At 73.5% G+C, this 15,157-nt stretch carries 17 protein-coding genes and 3 tRNA genes; 8 read left to right on the top strand and 12 right to left on the bottom strand.

Going from position 1 to position 15,157, the window contains the following annotated elements; genetic code table 11:
- Position 1: 1 nt before the first annotated feature.
- The 5 genes from DSM112329_RS17250 to DSM112329_RS17230 form a co-directional block, all read right to left on the bottom strand.
- Complete coding sequence (locus DSM112329_RS17250; protein WP_354697793.1) at positions 2-1,198, bottom strand: AMP-binding protein; 1,197 nt, start codon at positions 1,196-1,198, stop codon at positions 2-4.
- 323 nt (positions 1,199-1,521) lie between these two features.
- On the bottom strand, positions 1,522-2,139 hold the full coding sequence (locus DSM112329_RS17245; protein ID WP_354697792.1) for a methylated-DNA--[protein]-cysteine S-methyltransferase: 618 nt from the start codon (positions 2,137-2,139) through the stop codon (positions 1,522-1,524).
- Complete coding sequence (locus tag DSM112329_RS17240) at positions 2,136-2,648, bottom strand: RNA polymerase sigma factor (RefSeq protein WP_354697791.1); 513 nt, start codon at positions 2,646-2,648, stop codon at positions 2,136-2,138. The genes DSM112329_RS17245 and DSM112329_RS17240 overlap by 4 nt, the downstream gene beginning before the upstream one ends.
- 86 nt (positions 2,649-2,734) lie before the next feature.
- On the bottom strand, positions 2,735-4,333 hold the full coding sequence (locus tag DSM112329_RS17235; RefSeq protein WP_354697790.1) for a 3-hydroxyacyl-CoA dehydrogenase family protein: 1,599 nt from the start codon (positions 4,331-4,333) through the stop codon (positions 2,735-2,737).
- On the bottom strand, positions 4,330-5,490 hold the full coding sequence (locus DSM112329_RS17230) for an acyl-CoA dehydrogenase family protein (RefSeq protein WP_354697789.1): 1,161 nt from the start codon (positions 5,488-5,490) through the stop codon (positions 4,330-4,332). The genes DSM112329_RS17235 and DSM112329_RS17230 overlap by 4 nt, the downstream gene beginning before the upstream one ends.
- Before the next feature lie 40 nt (positions 5,491-5,530).
- Here DSM112329_RS17230 and DSM112329_RS17225 point away from each other — a divergent pair, with 40 nt between their 5' ends.
- Positions 5,531-5,932 (top strand): hypothetical protein, encoded by a 402-nt coding sequence (locus DSM112329_RS17225; protein WP_354697788.1) that lies wholly within the window; start codon positions 5,531-5,533, stop codon positions 5,930-5,932.
- Positions 5,929-6,453 (top strand): hypothetical protein, encoded by a 525-nt coding sequence (locus DSM112329_RS17220; RefSeq protein WP_354697787.1) that lies wholly within the window; start codon positions 5,929-5,931, stop codon positions 6,451-6,453. The genes DSM112329_RS17225 and DSM112329_RS17220 overlap by 4 nt, the downstream gene beginning before the upstream one ends.
- Before the next feature lie 4 nt (positions 6,454-6,457).
- On the opposite strand, the gene DSM112329_RS17215 is transcribed toward DSM112329_RS17220, so the two are convergent.
- From DSM112329_RS17215 to DSM112329_RS17200, 4 genes are all read right to left on the bottom strand, one after another.
- Positions 6,458-6,808 carry a hypothetical protein gene (locus tag DSM112329_RS17215; protein ID WP_354697786.1) on the bottom strand — a complete coding sequence of 117 codons (351 nt, stop codon included), beginning with the start codon at positions 6,806-6,808 and terminating at the stop codon, positions 6,458-6,460.
- Between the two features lie 167 nt (positions 6,809-6,975).
- Positions 6,976-7,626, bottom strand: a complete 651-nt coding sequence (locus tag DSM112329_RS17210) for a CoA pyrophosphatase (RefSeq protein WP_354697785.1) — start codon at positions 7,624-7,626, stop codon at positions 6,976-6,978.
- 10 nt (positions 7,627-7,636) lie between these two features.
- Positions 7,637-8,047, bottom strand: a complete 411-nt coding sequence (locus DSM112329_RS17205) for an OsmC family protein (RefSeq protein ID WP_354697784.1) — start codon at positions 8,045-8,047, stop codon at positions 7,637-7,639.
- Positions 8,048-8,142: 95 nt separating this feature from the next.
- Entirely contained in the window at positions 8,143-9,423 is a 1,281-nt protein-coding gene (locus DSM112329_RS17200) for a DUF1015 family protein (RefSeq protein WP_354697783.1), read from the bottom strand.
- A gap of 87 nt (positions 9,424-9,510) precedes the next feature.
- On the opposite strand from DSM112329_RS17200, the gene DSM112329_RS17195 reads away from it, so the two are divergent.
- Both DSM112329_RS17195 and DSM112329_RS17190 read left to right on the top strand, forming a co-directional pair.
- Positions 9,511-9,584, top strand: a tRNA-Pro gene (locus DSM112329_RS17195).
- Positions 9,585-9,654: 70 nt separating this feature from the next.
- Positions 9,655-9,728: transfer RNA gene (locus DSM112329_RS17190), tRNA-Arg, on the top strand.
- 292 nt (positions 9,729-10,020) lie between these two features.
- On the opposite strand, the gene DSM112329_RS17185 is transcribed toward DSM112329_RS17190, so the two are convergent.
- Positions 10,021-10,599 (bottom strand): hypothetical protein, encoded by a 579-nt coding sequence (locus tag DSM112329_RS17185; RefSeq protein WP_354697782.1) that lies wholly within the window; start codon positions 10,597-10,599, stop codon positions 10,021-10,023.
- A gap of 164 nt (positions 10,600-10,763) precedes the next feature.
- Here DSM112329_RS17185 and DSM112329_RS17180 point away from each other — a divergent pair.
- A tRNA-His gene (locus DSM112329_RS17180) sits at positions 10,764-10,836 on the top strand.
- Between the two features lie 163 nt (positions 10,837-10,999).
- Here DSM112329_RS17180 and DSM112329_RS17175 read toward each other — a convergent pair.
- The gene (locus DSM112329_RS17175; RefSeq protein WP_354697781.1) at positions 11,000-11,491 is read right to left on the bottom strand and encodes a hypothetical protein; all 492 of its coding nucleotides are present in this window, start codon (positions 11,489-11,491) and stop codon (positions 11,000-11,002) included.
- 102 nt (positions 11,492-11,593) lie between these two features.
- Here DSM112329_RS17175 and DSM112329_RS17170 point away from each other — a divergent pair, with 102 nt between their 5' ends.
- Positions 11,594-12,277 (top strand): response regulator transcription factor, encoded by a 684-nt coding sequence (locus DSM112329_RS17170; RefSeq protein ID WP_354697780.1) that lies wholly within the window; start codon positions 11,594-11,596, stop codon positions 12,275-12,277.
- The gene (locus tag DSM112329_RS17165) at positions 12,274-13,632 is read left to right on the top strand and encodes a HAMP domain-containing sensor histidine kinase (RefSeq protein ID WP_354697779.1); all 1,359 of its coding nucleotides are present in this window, start codon (positions 12,274-12,276) and stop codon (positions 13,630-13,632) included. The genes DSM112329_RS17170 and DSM112329_RS17165 overlap by 4 nt, the downstream gene beginning before the upstream one ends.
- A 153-nt stretch (positions 13,633-13,785) precedes the next feature.
- On the opposite strand, the gene DSM112329_RS17160 is transcribed toward DSM112329_RS17165, so the two are convergent.
- On the bottom strand, positions 13,786-14,073 hold the full coding sequence (locus DSM112329_RS17160) for a hypothetical protein (protein ID WP_354697778.1): 288 nt from the start codon (positions 14,071-14,073) through the stop codon (positions 13,786-13,788).
- A 135-nt stretch (positions 14,074-14,208) separates the two neighbouring features.
- Between DSM112329_RS17160 and DSM112329_RS17155 the strand changes: the two genes are divergently transcribed.
- Positions 14,209-15,135 carry an AraC family transcriptional regulator gene (locus DSM112329_RS17155; protein WP_354697777.1) on the top strand — a complete coding sequence of 309 codons (927 nt, stop codon included), beginning with the start codon at positions 14,209-14,211 and terminating at the stop codon, positions 15,133-15,135.
- Positions 15,136-15,157 lie beyond the last annotated feature (22 nt).

Below are 15,157 nucleotides of genomic sequence, written 5' to 3'. Positions count from 1 at the left end.
CTCAGCCGTCGGCGGGGACCGGCTCGCCGGTCCACGCGGGCGGGGCCGGCCAGTCGCCGCGCTCGGCCGGGCCGCCGAGCGCGCCATCGGCAGCGAGCGGTGAGGTGACATGGACGTCGCCGGCCGGCGAGCGCGTCAGCGTCACGCCGTCCAGCGGCGTGAGCGCGGCCGGGTCGGCGGCGAGGTCCTCCGCACCGGCGTGGGCGTACGGACCGGTCTGCGGCGTGGCCGCCACGCGGTGCAGGACGTCGTCCCCGAAGAGGTCGGCGCAGGCGGTCACCAGCGCGGCGTCCGGGGCCGGGCCGTCGAGGATGATCCGCTGCAGCGCGGTGAGGTCGGCGCCCTCGGTGACCGCGTCCGGAAGGGTGGTGATCGCCCGCAGGGTGGCGAGGTCCATGACGGTCGAGCCGACCTGGTGCTCGGCGAGCGCCGCCAGGAGGGTCGCGGCGTCGGCGGCGGGCTCGGTGACCACGACGCCGCCGGTGACGAGCGCGACGGACGCCCAGAACTGCGGCTCCGGCGCGTGCCCCCGACGACCCAGCAGGTGCGTCGCGCCGGGGGCGAGGGCCACCCGCCGCAGCAGGTCGGCGAACGGACGCGCCAGCAGCGCGATGCGGTCGGGCGTCCGGACGCGGACCAGCACACGGCCCGGCCCGCCGGTGTCGCCCGCGGCCGCGACCTGGACCCCGTCGACCGGCGGATGGGCGCCGGACAGCAGCCGCGGGCCGTCGGCGTGGCGCTCGGCGAACACGGCGAGCGCCGAGCGGGGGACGACCCTGAGCCGGCCGCCGTCGCTGTCGCCGTCGGTCGACCGGTCTGTCGTCGCAGGCCCGTCCGCGATGAGGATGGCGGCGCCGGCGATGGCCGCGAGGCGCCGCCCGGCGGACGACGCTGCGTGCGGCGAGAGGAGCAGCGGCGCGGCTCCGAGCTTGGCGAGCGCGTACTGGGTGCGGAGCAGGTCCGGACCCGGCGGAAGGGCGATCGCGACGCGGTCGCCGGCGGTGACGCCGTGCGTGGCCGACAAGCCGCGGGCGAGGCCCGACGCGAGGGCATCGTGCTCGGCTCGCGAGGTGCAGGCCCCGGAGGACGCCTCCACCGTGGCTCCCTGTTCGGGATCCTGGTCCGCGAGCCACTCGAGTGAGCCGGGCTTGGGACCGGGGTCGCCCGCAGGCGGGGTGTCCGGAATGTCGTCCGTCATGCGCGCAGTCTCGCGCGGACGGGCTGCAGTGGGTGCGGCGGCGGCGCTAGGCCGCGCGGCGCGTGCCGGCGGCGGCCGTCGAGGCTGCCGTGTTCTGCGCAGCGGAGTTGGGCTGGCCGGGCCGGGGGACCGGGACGACCTTGGGGTAAGTGAAGTGGTGAGTGCTCATGATGGGTCTGGAGGGAGAACGCCTGAACAGGCCTCGTGTTACGCCGCGGCCTCGTGTGACGTTCCTCACAGAAGCCGCCTCTCCTTCCGGTGAACTCGATTCACGACGCCCACCTCGGGGTATGCGACCCGGCTGGCGGTGTGCCGCCCGTGGGTCAGCCGAGGCTGATCCCCTCGACCTCGAGCAGCTTGATCTTGCGGTCGATTCCCCCGGTATAGCCGGTCAAACGGCCGCTCGTGCCGATGATCCGGTGGCACGGGACGACGATCGGGATGGGGTTGGATCCGAGCGCCCGGCCGGCCGCGCGGGAGGCCTTCGGGTTCCCGGCGGCGGCGGCCATCTCGCCGTAACTCGCGGTTGCGCCAAACGGGATCTGCACGGTCGCTTGCAGGATCCGGCGGGCGAAATCGCTCGTCAGCGTCCAGTCCAGCGCGAGGTCGAAGGTCGTCCGGGTCCCCGCGAAGTACTCGTCCAGCTCGCGCTTCACCGGGTCCAGTCGCCTCGGCGCGGCGACGATCCGGGGGGAGAGCCGTGCGGCGAGCGTGTCCAGGACGGCGTCCAGTCCGCCGCGGAAGTCCTCGTAGGAGAGCATCGCGAGGCCGGCCGGGGTCGCAGCGGCGACGAGGCGGCCGACGGGCGAGTCGATCTGGGCGTACGCCACGTCGGCGTCGCCGCGCTCGGCGGCTTCGGCGGCGAACCGCTCGGCGGCGGCGGTCGCCGCCGTCGTGTCGATCGCGGGGGGCGGGAGCCGGGTGGGGTCGTGGTCGTTCATCGGAGGGTTCCCTCGTCGTCAGCGGTGGCGCGTAGGCGCTTCAGTCCTTCGTGGGCCGAACGCCGGGCGGCCTCCACGCTGGTCCCGAGGGCGGTGGCGACCTCGGCGTGGGTCAGGTCGGCGGCGTACCGCAGGGTCACCGCGGCGCGCTGCTTGGGCGGCAGCTCGCGCACGCGGGCCCAGATCGGGTCGTCGCCGGGCAGCGGGTCGTGGTGCGGTTGCTCGGGCAGCGCGTCGCTGGGGACGGCGCGACGGCCACGTGCGCTGATGTGGTCGAGCGCCTTGCGGTGCGCGATCGTCAGGATCCACGCCCGCTCGTTGGAGCCTCGGCGGAGCTTCGGGTACGCGCGCAGGGCGGCGATGAAGGTCTCCTGGAAGCAGTCGTCGGCGTCGACGGGCCCGACCATCCCGGCCAGGTAGCGCCAGACGCGCGTGGCGTGCGCGTCGAGGAACCGCTGGAACGGGACGGGGTGCGGCGGCGGGGCGGGAGCTGGGGCGGAGGCGGGCACGGTCTCGGTGTAGAACGTGGCGGAAGGCCCGGACGTGAGATCAAGCCTTCGACGCTCCCGGAGCGGGCGCGGGCGGGGGCCGGGGGTCAGTCCTCGTAGCGGTGGAAGCCCTCGCCGGTGGCGATGCCGATCCGGCCCTCGGCGACCATGCGCCGCAGCAGCGGCGCGGCGCGGTAGCGCTCCTCGCCGAGCTCCGCCCGCAGCGCGTCGAGGACCATCAGCACGTGGTCCAGGCCGATCGCGTCGCCCCAGGCAAACGCGCCGTGCGGATGGTTCAGCCCCAGCTGCAGGCCGTCGTCGATGTCCTGTGGGTCGTCGGTGACGCCCTCTTGCAGCGCGAACGCGGCCTCGTTGACCAGCTGGCAGACGATCCGGCCGAGGACCAAGCCCGGGGCGTCGCCGACCCAGTGCGGCTGCAGGTCGAGGGAGGACAGGAACGTCGCCATGCGCTCGGCGGCGACGTTCGTCGTGTACGTGCCGCGGGTCAGCTCGACGGTCCCGCCGGCGGCGAGCGGCGGGAGCGCGTGGAAGCCGACGCAGCCGCCGCCCTGGTCCAGCTGGGTCAGCGACCCGTCGGCGACGAGGATCGCCTGCGGTGCGCCCTGGATCGGCTCGGCCTCGGGGTCGTGACCGCAGTCGATCGCGAGCCACGGGACCTCGCCGTCGGCGTCGCCGGGCTCGGCGACGTCCCAGCCGGCGTCGGTCGCGAGGTCGCGCAGCTCGTGGGCGACCATCAGGTCGCCGGCGATGACGATCAGGCCGCGGGCGCCGCCCGTGGGCGACGGGGACGGGACGGCGTCCGCGGCCGGGCCGTCCGTCCGGCGGCCGCTGTCGTCGTAGGCGTACCAGCCCTGTCCGGTCTTTCGCCCGAGGTGCCCGGCCGCGACGAGCCGCGCGCTGAGGGGCGACGGCCGCCAGCGCGGCTCACCGAAGCTCAGCTCGTAGAAGCTCTGCTGGACGGTGAAGCCCACGTCGATCCCGACGAGGTCCTGCAGCTCGAACGGGCCCATGCGGAACCCGGCGCCGCGGACGATCGCGTCGATCGTCGCGATGTCGGCCACTCCGTCCTGCACCAGGCGCAGCGCCTCGCCGCCGAACGGTCGGTTGCACCGGTTCACCAGGAAGCCCGGCCCGTCGGACGCGTCGATCACCCGCTTGCCCATGGCCTCACCGGCCGCGCGCGCGAGGTCCAGCGCCGCCCGCGTCGACTGGACGGCCGCGATCAGCTCGACGAGCTTCATCAGCGGCGGCGGGTTGAAGAAATGCAGGCCGACGACCAGGCCCGGATCCGCGGCGCCGCGCGCGATCGCGGTGATCGGGATCGACGATGTGTTCGAGGCGAGCACCGCGGTCGGTGCGATCGCGCTGAGCTTCGCGAACAGGTCGAGCTTCAGCTCCAGGCGCTCGGGGGCCGCCTCGACGATGAGCTCGCAGGGGGCGAGGTCCTCCAGCGCGGCGGCCGGCTCCAGCAGCGCGCCCGCCGCGTCCGGGTCACCGTCGAAGCGGCCCTTTGACGCGAGCTTCGCGATGCCGGCGCGGGCGCCGTCGATGCCGCGCCCGAGCGCGGCGCCGTCCGGGTCGTGGAGCAGGACGCGCATGCCGGCCTGCGCACCGAGCTGCGCGATCCCGGCGCCCATCGTCCCCGCGCCGACGACGCCGAGGACCTTCGGCGCAGCGACCGTCATGACGGCACCAGGGCGTTGATGCCGGTCTGCGCGCGACCGATGATCAGCTTCTGGATCTGGGACGTGCCCTCGTAGAGCGTGGTCACGCGTACGTCGCGGAAGTGCCGCTCCACCGGGTGGTCGTCCACGTAGCCCGCGCCGCCGTGCACCTGGATCGCCTCGTTGGAGACCCAGACCGCCGCCTCGCTCGCGAACAGCTTCGCGATCGACGTCTCGGTCGTGTTCGGCTGCCCGGTGTCCTTCAGCCAGCCGGCCCGCCACACCAGCAGCCGGGCGGCATCCGTCTTCACCCGCATCTCGGCGAGCATCGCCTGCACCAGCTGGAACGCGGCGATCGGGCGGCCGAACTGCTCCCGCTCGGTGGCGTAGCGCGTGGACTCGTCCAGGCACGACTGGCAGACGCCGACGCAGCCCGCGGCGACGCTGAAGCGCCCAGAGTCCAGCGAGGTCATGGCCACGCGGAAGCCGTCCCCGACCTGGCCCAGGAGCTGGTCGTCGCTCGCGAACACGTCGTCCAGCGCGATCGACGCCGTGTCGGACGCGTGCAGGCCCATCTTCCCGTGGATCGGCGAGGGCTGGTACCCGTCCTGGTCGGTGTCGACGAGGAACGCGGCCACGCCCTTGTGCTTGAGGTCCGGGTCGGTCTGGGCGAAGACGAGCGCCACCTTGGCGACGTTCCCGAGCGAGATCCACATCTTCGCCCCGTTGATGCGCCAGCCGCCGTCGACCTTCGTCGCCCGCGTCTTCTGGTTCGCCGCGTCCGACCCCGTGTCCGGTTCGGTCAGCGCGAAGCAACCGAGCCACTCGCCGCTGCACAGCTTCGGCAGGTACAGCTGCTTCTGCTCCTCGGTGCCCCACTTGACGATCGCCGTGCAGACGAGCGACGTCACGACGCTGACCACGGTCCGCGCGGAGCTGTCGGCGCGCCCGACCTCCTCCACCACCAGGCCGTAGCTGCGGTAGTCCAGGCCCGCTCCGCCATATTCGCGCGGGACGACCGCGCCGAGGTAGCCCTGCTCGGCCATCCGGCCCGCGAGCTCGAGGTCGAAGTGGTGGTTGCGCGCGTTCTCGCGGGCGCGCGGGGCGATGACCTGGTCGGCGAAGTCGCGAGCGGTCTCGCGGATCAGCAGCTGCTCGTCGGTCAGGGCGAAGTCCATGGCCCGAGCCTATCCGCGGGGGTGCCCGTAGACTCGCCCGATGGACCCTTTTGCGGTCATCATCCTCGGAGGTCTCGGCGGGCTGATCGTCGCCTGCCTGCTGCTCGGGAAGTACTACCCCGGCAACGGGCAGGACATCCTGGACTGGCACCCCACGCGGTCGCCCGAGGTCGAGGCCCAGAACGAGGTGGACGACCTCGAGCAGATGCTCGAAGCCGCCAACCGCCGCCGCCGCAAGCGGGGCGCGCCCGAGCTCACCGAGGAATCGATGCGGCTCGCGGTCGCCCAGGACGTCAAAGCCAGCCACGAGCGTGCCGACGAGAACGCGGCCGCGCAGGAGATCGCCCAGATGCTCGAGATCAAGAACCGCCGCCGCGCTCGCAAGGGACTGCCAGCCATCACCGAGGACCAGTACCGGGCCGAGCTCGAGGGGCAGGCATGAGGGTCTTCCTGGTCGGCAGCTCCCAGCGTGGCCTCGCGCTCGCGCGCGACCTGGTCGCGGAGGGCCACGCCGTGCGTGCGGTCACCCGGACCGAGGCGCGCCGGGGTGAGCTGGAGGATGCCGGCTGCGAGTGCTGGATCGGCACCCCGGACCGGATCGGGACGCTCCGCTACGGCCTGGAGAACGTGACGATCCTCGTCTGGGCCCTCGGCACCGCGGCCGGGGACGACGCGGAGGACGTGGCCGCGCTGCACGGGTCGCGGCTGAAGATGATGCTCGAGAAGACGACCGACACCACGGTCCGGGGTGTGGTCTACGAGGCCGCAGGCACGCTCGACGACGCCACGTTCGCGTCCGGGGTCCACGAAATCGAGTGGGCGGCGGAGAAGAACGAGATCCCGTACCGCCTGATCGACGCCGACGGCCGGGACGTCGCGGGCTGGACGGCTGCCGCGCGCGCGGCGATCGAGGAGCTGCTGGCGGCCGACCGCCCGGTGGCCGGCGGCGCCCCCCGCCACTGATCGGCTACTGGCCGCTGAGGGAGTCCGGCTGGACGATCGGCGCGCCCGGCTTCGCCCACGGCGCGGTCGGGGTGGAGTCGTCGTCGACGGCGGACAGCGCGAAGAAGATGGCGACCAGGACGGCGGCGGCCGCCGCGAACCCGGCGAGCGTCCGCGCGAGCGCCTGCGCGGCGCTCGGGCGGCTGGCCTTCAGGGCCATCAGCCGGTCGTGGGCGGAGACGCCGGTGCGCTGGTCGTAGGGCAGCAGCTCGACGCGGATCTTGCGCTCGGGTCGCTTTGCCGGCGGGGGCAGGTCGCGGATGCTCGAAAGGTCGGTGCGCGGTTTGTCCGTGCCGCTGGGCTGCTCGTCGTCCATCCGACCATCATCCTCGGTTTGGCCGTCGGTGCGCCACGGCTGCGCCGAGAAAGTTTTCCGGCGGGCGTGCAGGATTTCGTGCAGCGGCGCGAAATGACAGCGATATCCCTCGTGACCGGGCGGCCTCCGGGCCGCCCGTCGCAATTCCGGGGCCGCTCCGGCTGCCTTCAGGCTACGCGGGCGGCGCCGAGCAGCTCCGGCGGCAGGCGGTCCAGCAGGTCGGCCAGCATGCGCGCGGTGGCGCCCCACACCAGGTGCTCGCCGACGACGTAGACGTCGGTGCGGAACGGGATGCCGCGCCGCATCAACCGCCGGCGCCCGTACCCGTCCCGCAGCGCGCGCAGCGGCAGGTCGAGCACCTCGGCGACCTCGTACTCGGACGGGACCCAGGTCAGTCCCGGCTCGATCAGCCCGACGAACGGGTAGACCGCGTAGTCCGTGGCGATCGTCGGCGTCGGCTGCAGGGCGCCGACCACCTCTACGCCGGCCGGGTCCAGGCCGATCTCCTCGTGGGCCTCGCGCAGGGCGGTGACGCGCAGGTCGTCCTCGCCCTCGTCCTGGCGGCCGCCCGGGAACGAGATCTCGCCGGCGTGCCGGCGCATGTCGTCGCGGCGCTTCGTCAGAACCGCGGTCAGCTCACCGTCGGCGGCGATGTAGAGCGGGACGAGCACCGCGGCCGCGACCCCGCCGTGGACGTCGAGGGCGGCAGCGTCCTGCGGCTCGAGGAGCACCGCGCGGAGCGCGGCGGCGAGGGCCACGCGATCTTCGGTGGGGACGGCGCGCTCCGCGGGCGCGACGTGCTGGCTGCGGTCCGTCACCCCGTCCAGACTAAGCGGAGGGAACGAGCGCCACGCGCTCGACGCGCTCGTCGAACATGACCTCGCCGTCGAGCGTGCGGTGGACCGGGCACTTCGCCGCGATCACCCGCAGGCGGGAGACCTGCTCGTCGCTGAGCGTGTCCGGGAAGCGCATCACCAGGTCGAAGCGCGTCGGACAGCCGCGGTCGGACGGGGTGTACTGCGCGGTGACCTCGGTCGCGCCCAGGTCCCAGCCCTTGCGCTGCGCGTACATCTCCATCGTGATCGCGGTGCACGACGCGAGCGACGCCGCGAGGAGCTCCTGCGGGGAGGGGCCGGCGTCCTCGCCGCCCTCGTTCAGCGGCTCGTCGGCGAGCAGACGGTGCTGGCGCACCTTCACCGTCTGCTTGAACGCGCTCTGACGCGTGGAGGTTGCCTTCATGCGATCCGGATCCTTCATACCCTCGATGGTACGCCTTCCGGAGCGGAACGCACCCGCAACCTGCACACCGTGTCCGGCGGACGCGGGCGCCCGCGCTAGGACAGCGGGCTGATCAACAGCCCGGTCGGGACCTTCGGGGTGAACGAGGTGGTCTTTGCGGGCATCGTCAGGCCCTCTGCCGCGACCGCCGCGACCTGCGAGACCGGGCACGGGCGCAGGAAGAACGCGCCGTCGAAGCTCCCGTCCAGGACGAGCTCGCGGGCCTCCGCGTCGGTGCGGGCGTAGCCGAGGCCGTCCAGCCCGTCGATGTCCTCCTGCGTCAGACCCAGCGCCCCGGTCAGGAACAGGGCCTGCAGGACGGCGGTGTCGAGCCGGCGGTAGGCGTCCGGGACGCCGGGCATCGCGGCGTCCGCCGTCGCCTGGGTACGTAGCGTGCAGCGGTAGGCCCGGCCGCTCGAGCCGTCCAGCCAGCCACAGGTGAACGGGCCCGGCTCGTCGGTGGGGCGCAGTTGCGCGTGCCCGATCTCGGCGACGTCGAAGTGCTTGGCGAGGACGGCCTCGAGCGCGTCGCGACGGTGCCGGCCGGCGTCCCCGGCCAGCCCGCGCACGAGGCGATGCGTCGGCTGGACGATCAGTCCGGCGTCCTGCTGCGCGACCAGCAGCATCAGCGTGTGGGCACGGCCGGCGGCCACGCCGCCGCCGCGGGCGTAGCGGCGCGCCGCCTCGTAGCGGTGATGGCCGTCGGCGATGACGAGCTCGCGGCCCCGGAGGGCCGTCTGGAGCGCGGCGATGGTGCCCGGATCGTCGAGACGCCAGAGCCGGTGCTCGGTCCCGCCGTCGTCGATGGCGGAGGCGTGCGGTGCAGCGGCGAAGATCCAGGCGAAGAGGCCGGTGACGGCCGCGTCGGGGTCGTCGTAGAGCGCGAAGACGGGGGACAGGTTCGAGCGGGTGTCGCGCGTCAGCTGCAGGCGGTCCTCGACGGCGGCGGGGTGGGTGCGCTCGTGCGGCCGGATCAGGCCGGGCCCATAGTCGGTCACCCCGACGCGGCCGAACAGCCCGCGGCGCGAGAGGATGCGGCCGTCCGGACCCATGAACCGCTGCTCGAGCGCCCACAGCGCCGGCTGCGGGTCGCGGACCAGGACACCGTCGCGGAACCATCGCTGCAGCAGCTCGGGCGAGTGCGCGTAGCGGGCGTCGAGCGGCAGGTCCGGATCGGCGGCAAGGTCGGCCGCGATGATGTTCAGCGGGGTGCGGCGCAGCAGCAGCGCGCGCAGGACCGGGTCGCTGACGTCGTACGGCGGTGCGATGACCGCGGCGAACGACGGGATCTGGTCCTCCGCGTAACGGACGGCGCGCAGCGGCTGGAGGTCGGCCATCCGCCCGCACGGTATCGCCCGCGCTCGGGATCAGGCGCTCTGCGTCGCGCTCCCCGGTCCCGGATCCGTACAGTGGTCGCAGGACATCGGGGCGTAGCTCAGCTTGGTAGAGCGCCGCGTTTGGGACGCGGAGGTCCTCGGTTCGAATCCGGGCGCCCCGACTCGATGTCCGCTCCCGCCGCAGGACACCGGCCGGCGAGGGTGGGCCGGTACGCTTCGCCGCGCGCCCACGCCTCCGTAGCTCAATTGGATAGAGCAGGCGGTTTCTACCCGCCAGGTTGCAGGTTCGAGTCCTGCCGGGGGTGCTGCCCGAGCGATGTGGCGTCCGTCTACGAGGACGAGCGCCGACCCGCCCCGGCTCGCTGCCGGATCAGGCGGAGTCCCTAGGCAGGCCTTGCGGCCTAAACGATGCGGGGAGCCCGCCTGACCGGCCGAGGGATCAGGCGGGCTGAGCCTCACCCTGGGTCATCGACGCGGCCATCGGACCGTCGGCCGGCGGATCGCCGAGCAGCACGATCGAGCCGTCGCGGCGCGTCAGGCGGCCCTGGCGCTCCAGCTGCTGGAGGCTGAGGGTGACCGACGGCCGCTGGGCGGCGATCAGGTCGGCGAGCAGTTCGTGCGTAGACGCAGGGGCAGCAGGACGCCGTCGGGCGTGACGCGGCCGAAGCGGTCGGCGAGGTGCCACAGCGCCAGCCAGAGGCGGGCGTCGATCCGCGCGTGCTGCGCGATGGCGAGGTGTACCAACACGTTGCGCGCGCGGCCGGTGGCCCGGGCCATGAGGCGCACGCCGATCTCCGGATAGGGCGCGGAGCGACGGACAAAGCCCGTGTCGAGCACCGCGAGACGCGCGCCTTCGACGGCGCGCCAGGTCACGGCGAACGGCAGGGTCGCGCCGTCAGCGGCAGCATCTTCGGTCCGGATCAGGTCCCCGGGGCCGATGAGCTCGACACCGTGACGGCGGCGTCGGCCGGCGCGACGGGCGAGAACGCCGTCGAGCACGAGCAGGCCGTAACCTCCGCGGACGGGTGCAAGCGCACTGGCGGCGTCCCAGGCGCCGATAGGCACCTCCACGATCTCGGCGCGGCACTCGCGTCGAGCGGCGCCAAGCCGGGGCTCGGTGATGGTCCGCGACAGGTCGGGGTCCTCGTCGAGGATGGTGGCGATCTCTGGGTTCACGTCACTCGACTTACCCACCTTGAGCAGGTCTAACGCTCAAGTTTGCCGACTTGTGGTCCGAACCTCGGAACGACCGTTCCGCCTGGCGCGCGAACCTGGGCGGGCAACGTCCTGGGGGCCATGGGGCACGCGGCCCCCGACCCGGGTATCCTCCGGTCGGCACGGTGGGCGTAGCTCAGTTGGTAGAGCTCCTGGTTGTGGTCCAGGCGGTCGCGGGTTCGAGTCCCGTCGCTCACCCCTCGTGAAGTCCACTGCAGAGGGAGACGTCGCGACGAGCGACGGACTCTTCTCGACGGCGCCAAGGTACCGACGAGGTACCAGGCTCCCGGTCGCGGACACCCACGCCGACGTCCGCTCGTCCGCCAGCCGGCATGGCGGACGTCGCGGGGTGGGGCAGCGCCTACTTCGGGGCGTGGGCGCGCACGAGGGTGCGCTGGGGGAGCTGCAGGACGGCGACCTTCTGACCGGCCGTCAGATCGGTCAGCTTCGCGGCCTTGCCGTTACTGCGGACCTTCGCCGCGGCCGGGATCGTGACGTCGACGGTGCGGCCGGTGAGCTTCTTGGTCGACTGGTCGATCGTCAACACGTTCCCGGTGACGGCCTTGAGCGTCCCGCGATCGACGGTGACGGTCTTGAAGCCGTCCTTGGTCGCCACGGTCAGCTCGCCGTGGACGGCGCGGCGGGCGGCCCGCGTCAGGGCGGTCTGCTTCGCCTTCTTGGCGGTCTTCGCCTTCTTGGCGGATTTCGCCTTCTTGGCGGATTTCGCCTTCTTGGTCGCGGAGGTCTTGGCGGTGGTGGGGGCGGCCTGGGCGCTCAGGAGGGTCCCGGCGCCGGCGCCGAGGACGGCGCAGGTCGCCGCGACGGCGGTGAGCTTGGTGGGGATGCGTGTCATGCCCAGCATGGTGCAGGCGCTCCGTCAGCCGCCGGTTCGGTGTTTGTAAGGGGCGTGCAAACTCCGTCCCGCCTGCCTGCGGACCGTTGCCACACTGGACCGGTGACCGCCCCGACGATCCTGGTGGTCGAAGATGACGCCCAGATCGGGACGCTCGTGCGCGCCTACCTCGAGCGCGACGGCTACCGCGTCGTGCTCGTCCGCTCCGGCGAAGCCGCCCTCGTAGAGGTTCCGCGGCACGCGATCGCGCTGGTGATCCTCGACCTCGGCCTGCCCGGGATCGACGGGATCGAGGTCTGCCGCCGGCTGCCCGACGGGCTGCCGGTGATCATGCTCACCGCCCGCGACGAGGAGGTCGAGCGGATCCTCGGCCTCGAGGTCGGCGCCGACGACTACGTCACCAAGCCGTTCAGCCCGCGTGAGCTCGTCGCCCGTGTGCGGGCAGTCCTGCGCCGGACGACCCGCGTCGACACGGACTCCCAGGGCGCGGCGAACGCCGTCCTCAGCGCCGGGGACGTCGAGCTGCGCACGGGTGCCCGCGAGGTCACCGTTGCCGGCGACGCGGTCACGCTGACCCAGCGGGAGTTCGACCTGCTCGCGTACCTCCTGACCCGCGCCGGCCTGGTCGTCGGCCGGGACGAGCTGCTGGAGGCGGTCTGGGGGTTCCTCGCCCAGGGCCAGACGCGGACGGTCGACGTCCACGTCGCGCAGCTGCGCAGCCGACTCGGCCGGCCGGAGCTGATCCAGACCGTCCGCGGTGTCGGGTACAAGCTGGTCGCTTCATGACCGTGACGGGGCCGCTGTCGTCGGTGCGGGCGCGGGTCTTCGCCGCCCTCGCCGTCACGGCCCTGGTCTGCACCGTCCTGACCGTGGCGGTTGCGTCGGTCGTGCTCGAGCAACAGGCCCAGGACCGGCGCAAAGCCTCGATCGGCCGTGTCGCGGACGTCGTCAGCCCGCTGCTCCCCGACGGCCCCCGGTCCGGTTCTGGGGCGGCGCAGCGGGTTCGCGTCTTTCGGCTGCCGGCGCTGAGCACGGCCGCAGCGTCGCGGGTGCGGGCGGTCCGCGGGACCGCGCGGGCCGCGGTGCTCGCTGCCGTCGGAGGCCGCGGCCCGGGCGCGACGGGCTTTGCGGACCTCGGCGGACGCCGGGTCGTCTACGCCGTCCGCGACTCGGGCCGCGGCCGCATCGTGCTCATCGGCCCGTCGGGCGACCGTGCGCTGACCGGTCCGCCGCCCGGCCGGACCGTGGTGCTCGCGGGTGCCGGCGGCCTGCTCCTCGCGCTGCTGCTCGGCGCCGTCCTCACGCACCGGCTGACCGCGCCCGTCGCCGCCGTCAGCCGTGCCGCCGGGGAGGTCGCCGCCGGCCGCACCGACCTCGCCGTCCCCGAGACGGGACCGGCCGAGTTCCAGCAGCTTGGACGCTCGTTCAACGCGATGGTCGCCGATCTGCACCAGGCCCGCGACGCCGAGCGCCGGTTCCTGACCTCCGTCAGCCACGAGCTGAAGACCCCGCTGACCGCTGTCCGCGGCTACGCCGAGGCGATCGGTGATGGCACGATCCCGTCGGCTCAGGCGGCTGCCGTCATCGGCCAGGAGGCCGCCCGCCTGGAGCGGCTCGTCGCCGACCTGCTCGACCTGGCGCGCCTGCGGCAGGCCGACTTCACCGTCGCCCGCGAGCGGATCGACCTCGCCCCGATCGTCGTGGACGCCGTCGCCCGCCACGCCCTGGCCGCGGACGCGCTCGGCGTGACCCTGGTCGCCGAAGCAGCCGGGCCGGCGCCGGCCATCGGGGACACGGGCCGGATGCTGCAGGTCGTGTCGAACCTGATCGAGAACGCGGTCCGCGTCGCCGCCGCCCCCGGCACCGTCACCGTCACCGCGCGTCCCGGCCGCATCGACGTGCGCGACGACGGTCCGGGCCTCACCCCCGATGAGCTGCCCCACGCGTTCGAGCGCTTCTGGCTCCACGATCGGCTCCGAAGCGACCGACCGGTCGGCTCCGGCCTGGGGCTGGCGCTCGTCGCCGAGCTCGTGGCCGGCATGGGCGGTACCGTCGCCGTCGCCAGTGAACCGCGGACGGCGACGACGTTCAGCGTCAGCCTTGACCATCCCGGCGGTGATCGTGCCGACGGGCGCCGGTGAGGCGGAACTGCTCGTGGTGTTCGCGGGTCATTGTTCTTCGCACACCCGTCAGTCGAGGCCGCGCAGCGCTCCGACCGGACGGACCGAGCCCGACGCCGCGGTCGCCGACGACGGGGAGTAGTTCCTCGACGGGGTCAGGCGGCTGGTCGACGGCTACCGCTCGACCGCCGGCTCAGCGAGGGCGTGGTCCTCGACGGGGTGGGGTGGGCAGCGCCAGGCGACGACCGCGGCGCCCGCGAGCAGCACGAGCGCGAGGCAGGTGAACGCCCACTGCCAGCCCGCGGTCACGCCGTCGCGGACGATCCCCGCGCTGGCGCTCAGGCGGGCGTCGGAGAGCGCACCGGCAGTCAGGCCGATGATGACCGCGACGCAGCCGCAGCTTGCCCCGACCATCATCCGAGGACGAAGGACCGGGGAGGCCGGCGTGGTCTTCTCGGTCATGCCGGCAACCTACGCGACTGCGCATACATGCTGTCGGGACAGGCTGTCTGCCGCGTCGGGTTTGCGAGCGGGTGGCCCCGCCGATGGCTAGCCGCACGTCGCCCCCGGCGCTTCGCGGTATGGCACGATCGTCGTGTGTACGAGGTCGGAGCGTTCCGCAGTTCTGAGTCGGCGTCGCTGGGGTGGGAGTCGACGGTGTCGATGCTGCACGGGGCCATGCGTGTCCGCGGCCGGTCCGGCGACGCGTATGCGGGGAGCCTGGTGTGGCAGGCGAGCCCGTCCTACCGCGTGGTCCGCTGGCGCGGAGCGGCCGAGCAGCTCAGCCGTGAGGAGGCCGAGCTGAGCGCCGATCCGCGTGCGACGTGCGAGGTCCTCGCCCCCGTGCACGGCGTGCTCAGGATCGAGTCGTGCGGGCAGCGGATGGAGGTGGTTCCGGGCGAGATGGTGCTGGTGCCGATGGACCGGCCCACGATCTGCGCACACGACGACGTCTGCGAGGCGATCTCCTTCATCGCGCCGGCGGCGCGGGTCCGGAGTCGTCAGGCGGTGTCGGATGCGGTCCTGCGGGTGGATCGGCGCGGCGGTCTCGGAGGCGTCGCATGGGGGACGCTGGGGGCGCTGGTCGAGCAACGGGAGACGCTCGACGGGCCGGGGTTCGACGCGGTGTGCGACCGCCTGCTGGACCTCATGGTCCTGGGCGCGGCGGGTGCGGACACCGGCTCGGTGTCCGCACCGCACGAGGAGCTGGTCGCCGCTGTCCGGCGCGAGGTCCGCGGCCGGGCCGGTGACGTCGCACTCGACGGGGCGGAAGTCGCCGCGGCGCTCGGGTGGTCCCTGCGTCACGTGCAGTCGGCGCTCGCCCGGGCCGGTACGACGATGACCGAGGTCATCCGGGACGAGCGGCTCGACCGTGCCCGCGCGGTGCTGGCCGATCCGGGCCACCACGCGTCGATCTCGCGCGTCGCCGCCGAGTGCGGCTTCTCGACCCACGCGATGTTCTCGACGGCGTTCCGGGAGCGGTTCGGCATGACGCCGAGCGAGGCTCGCCCGGCTTTACGCTGAGCCGCAAGCACCCTGCGCGGTA

Origin of the sequence: Paraconexibacter sp. AEG42_29 (genome assembly GCF_040581415.1) — a bacterium.
Taxonomy (GTDB): Bacteria; Actinomycetota; Thermoleophilia; order Solirubrobacterales; family Solirubrobacteraceae; genus Paraconexibacter.
Note: the sequence above shows the minus strand (reverse complement) of the source record. Positions and strands in the feature narration are given on the sequence as shown.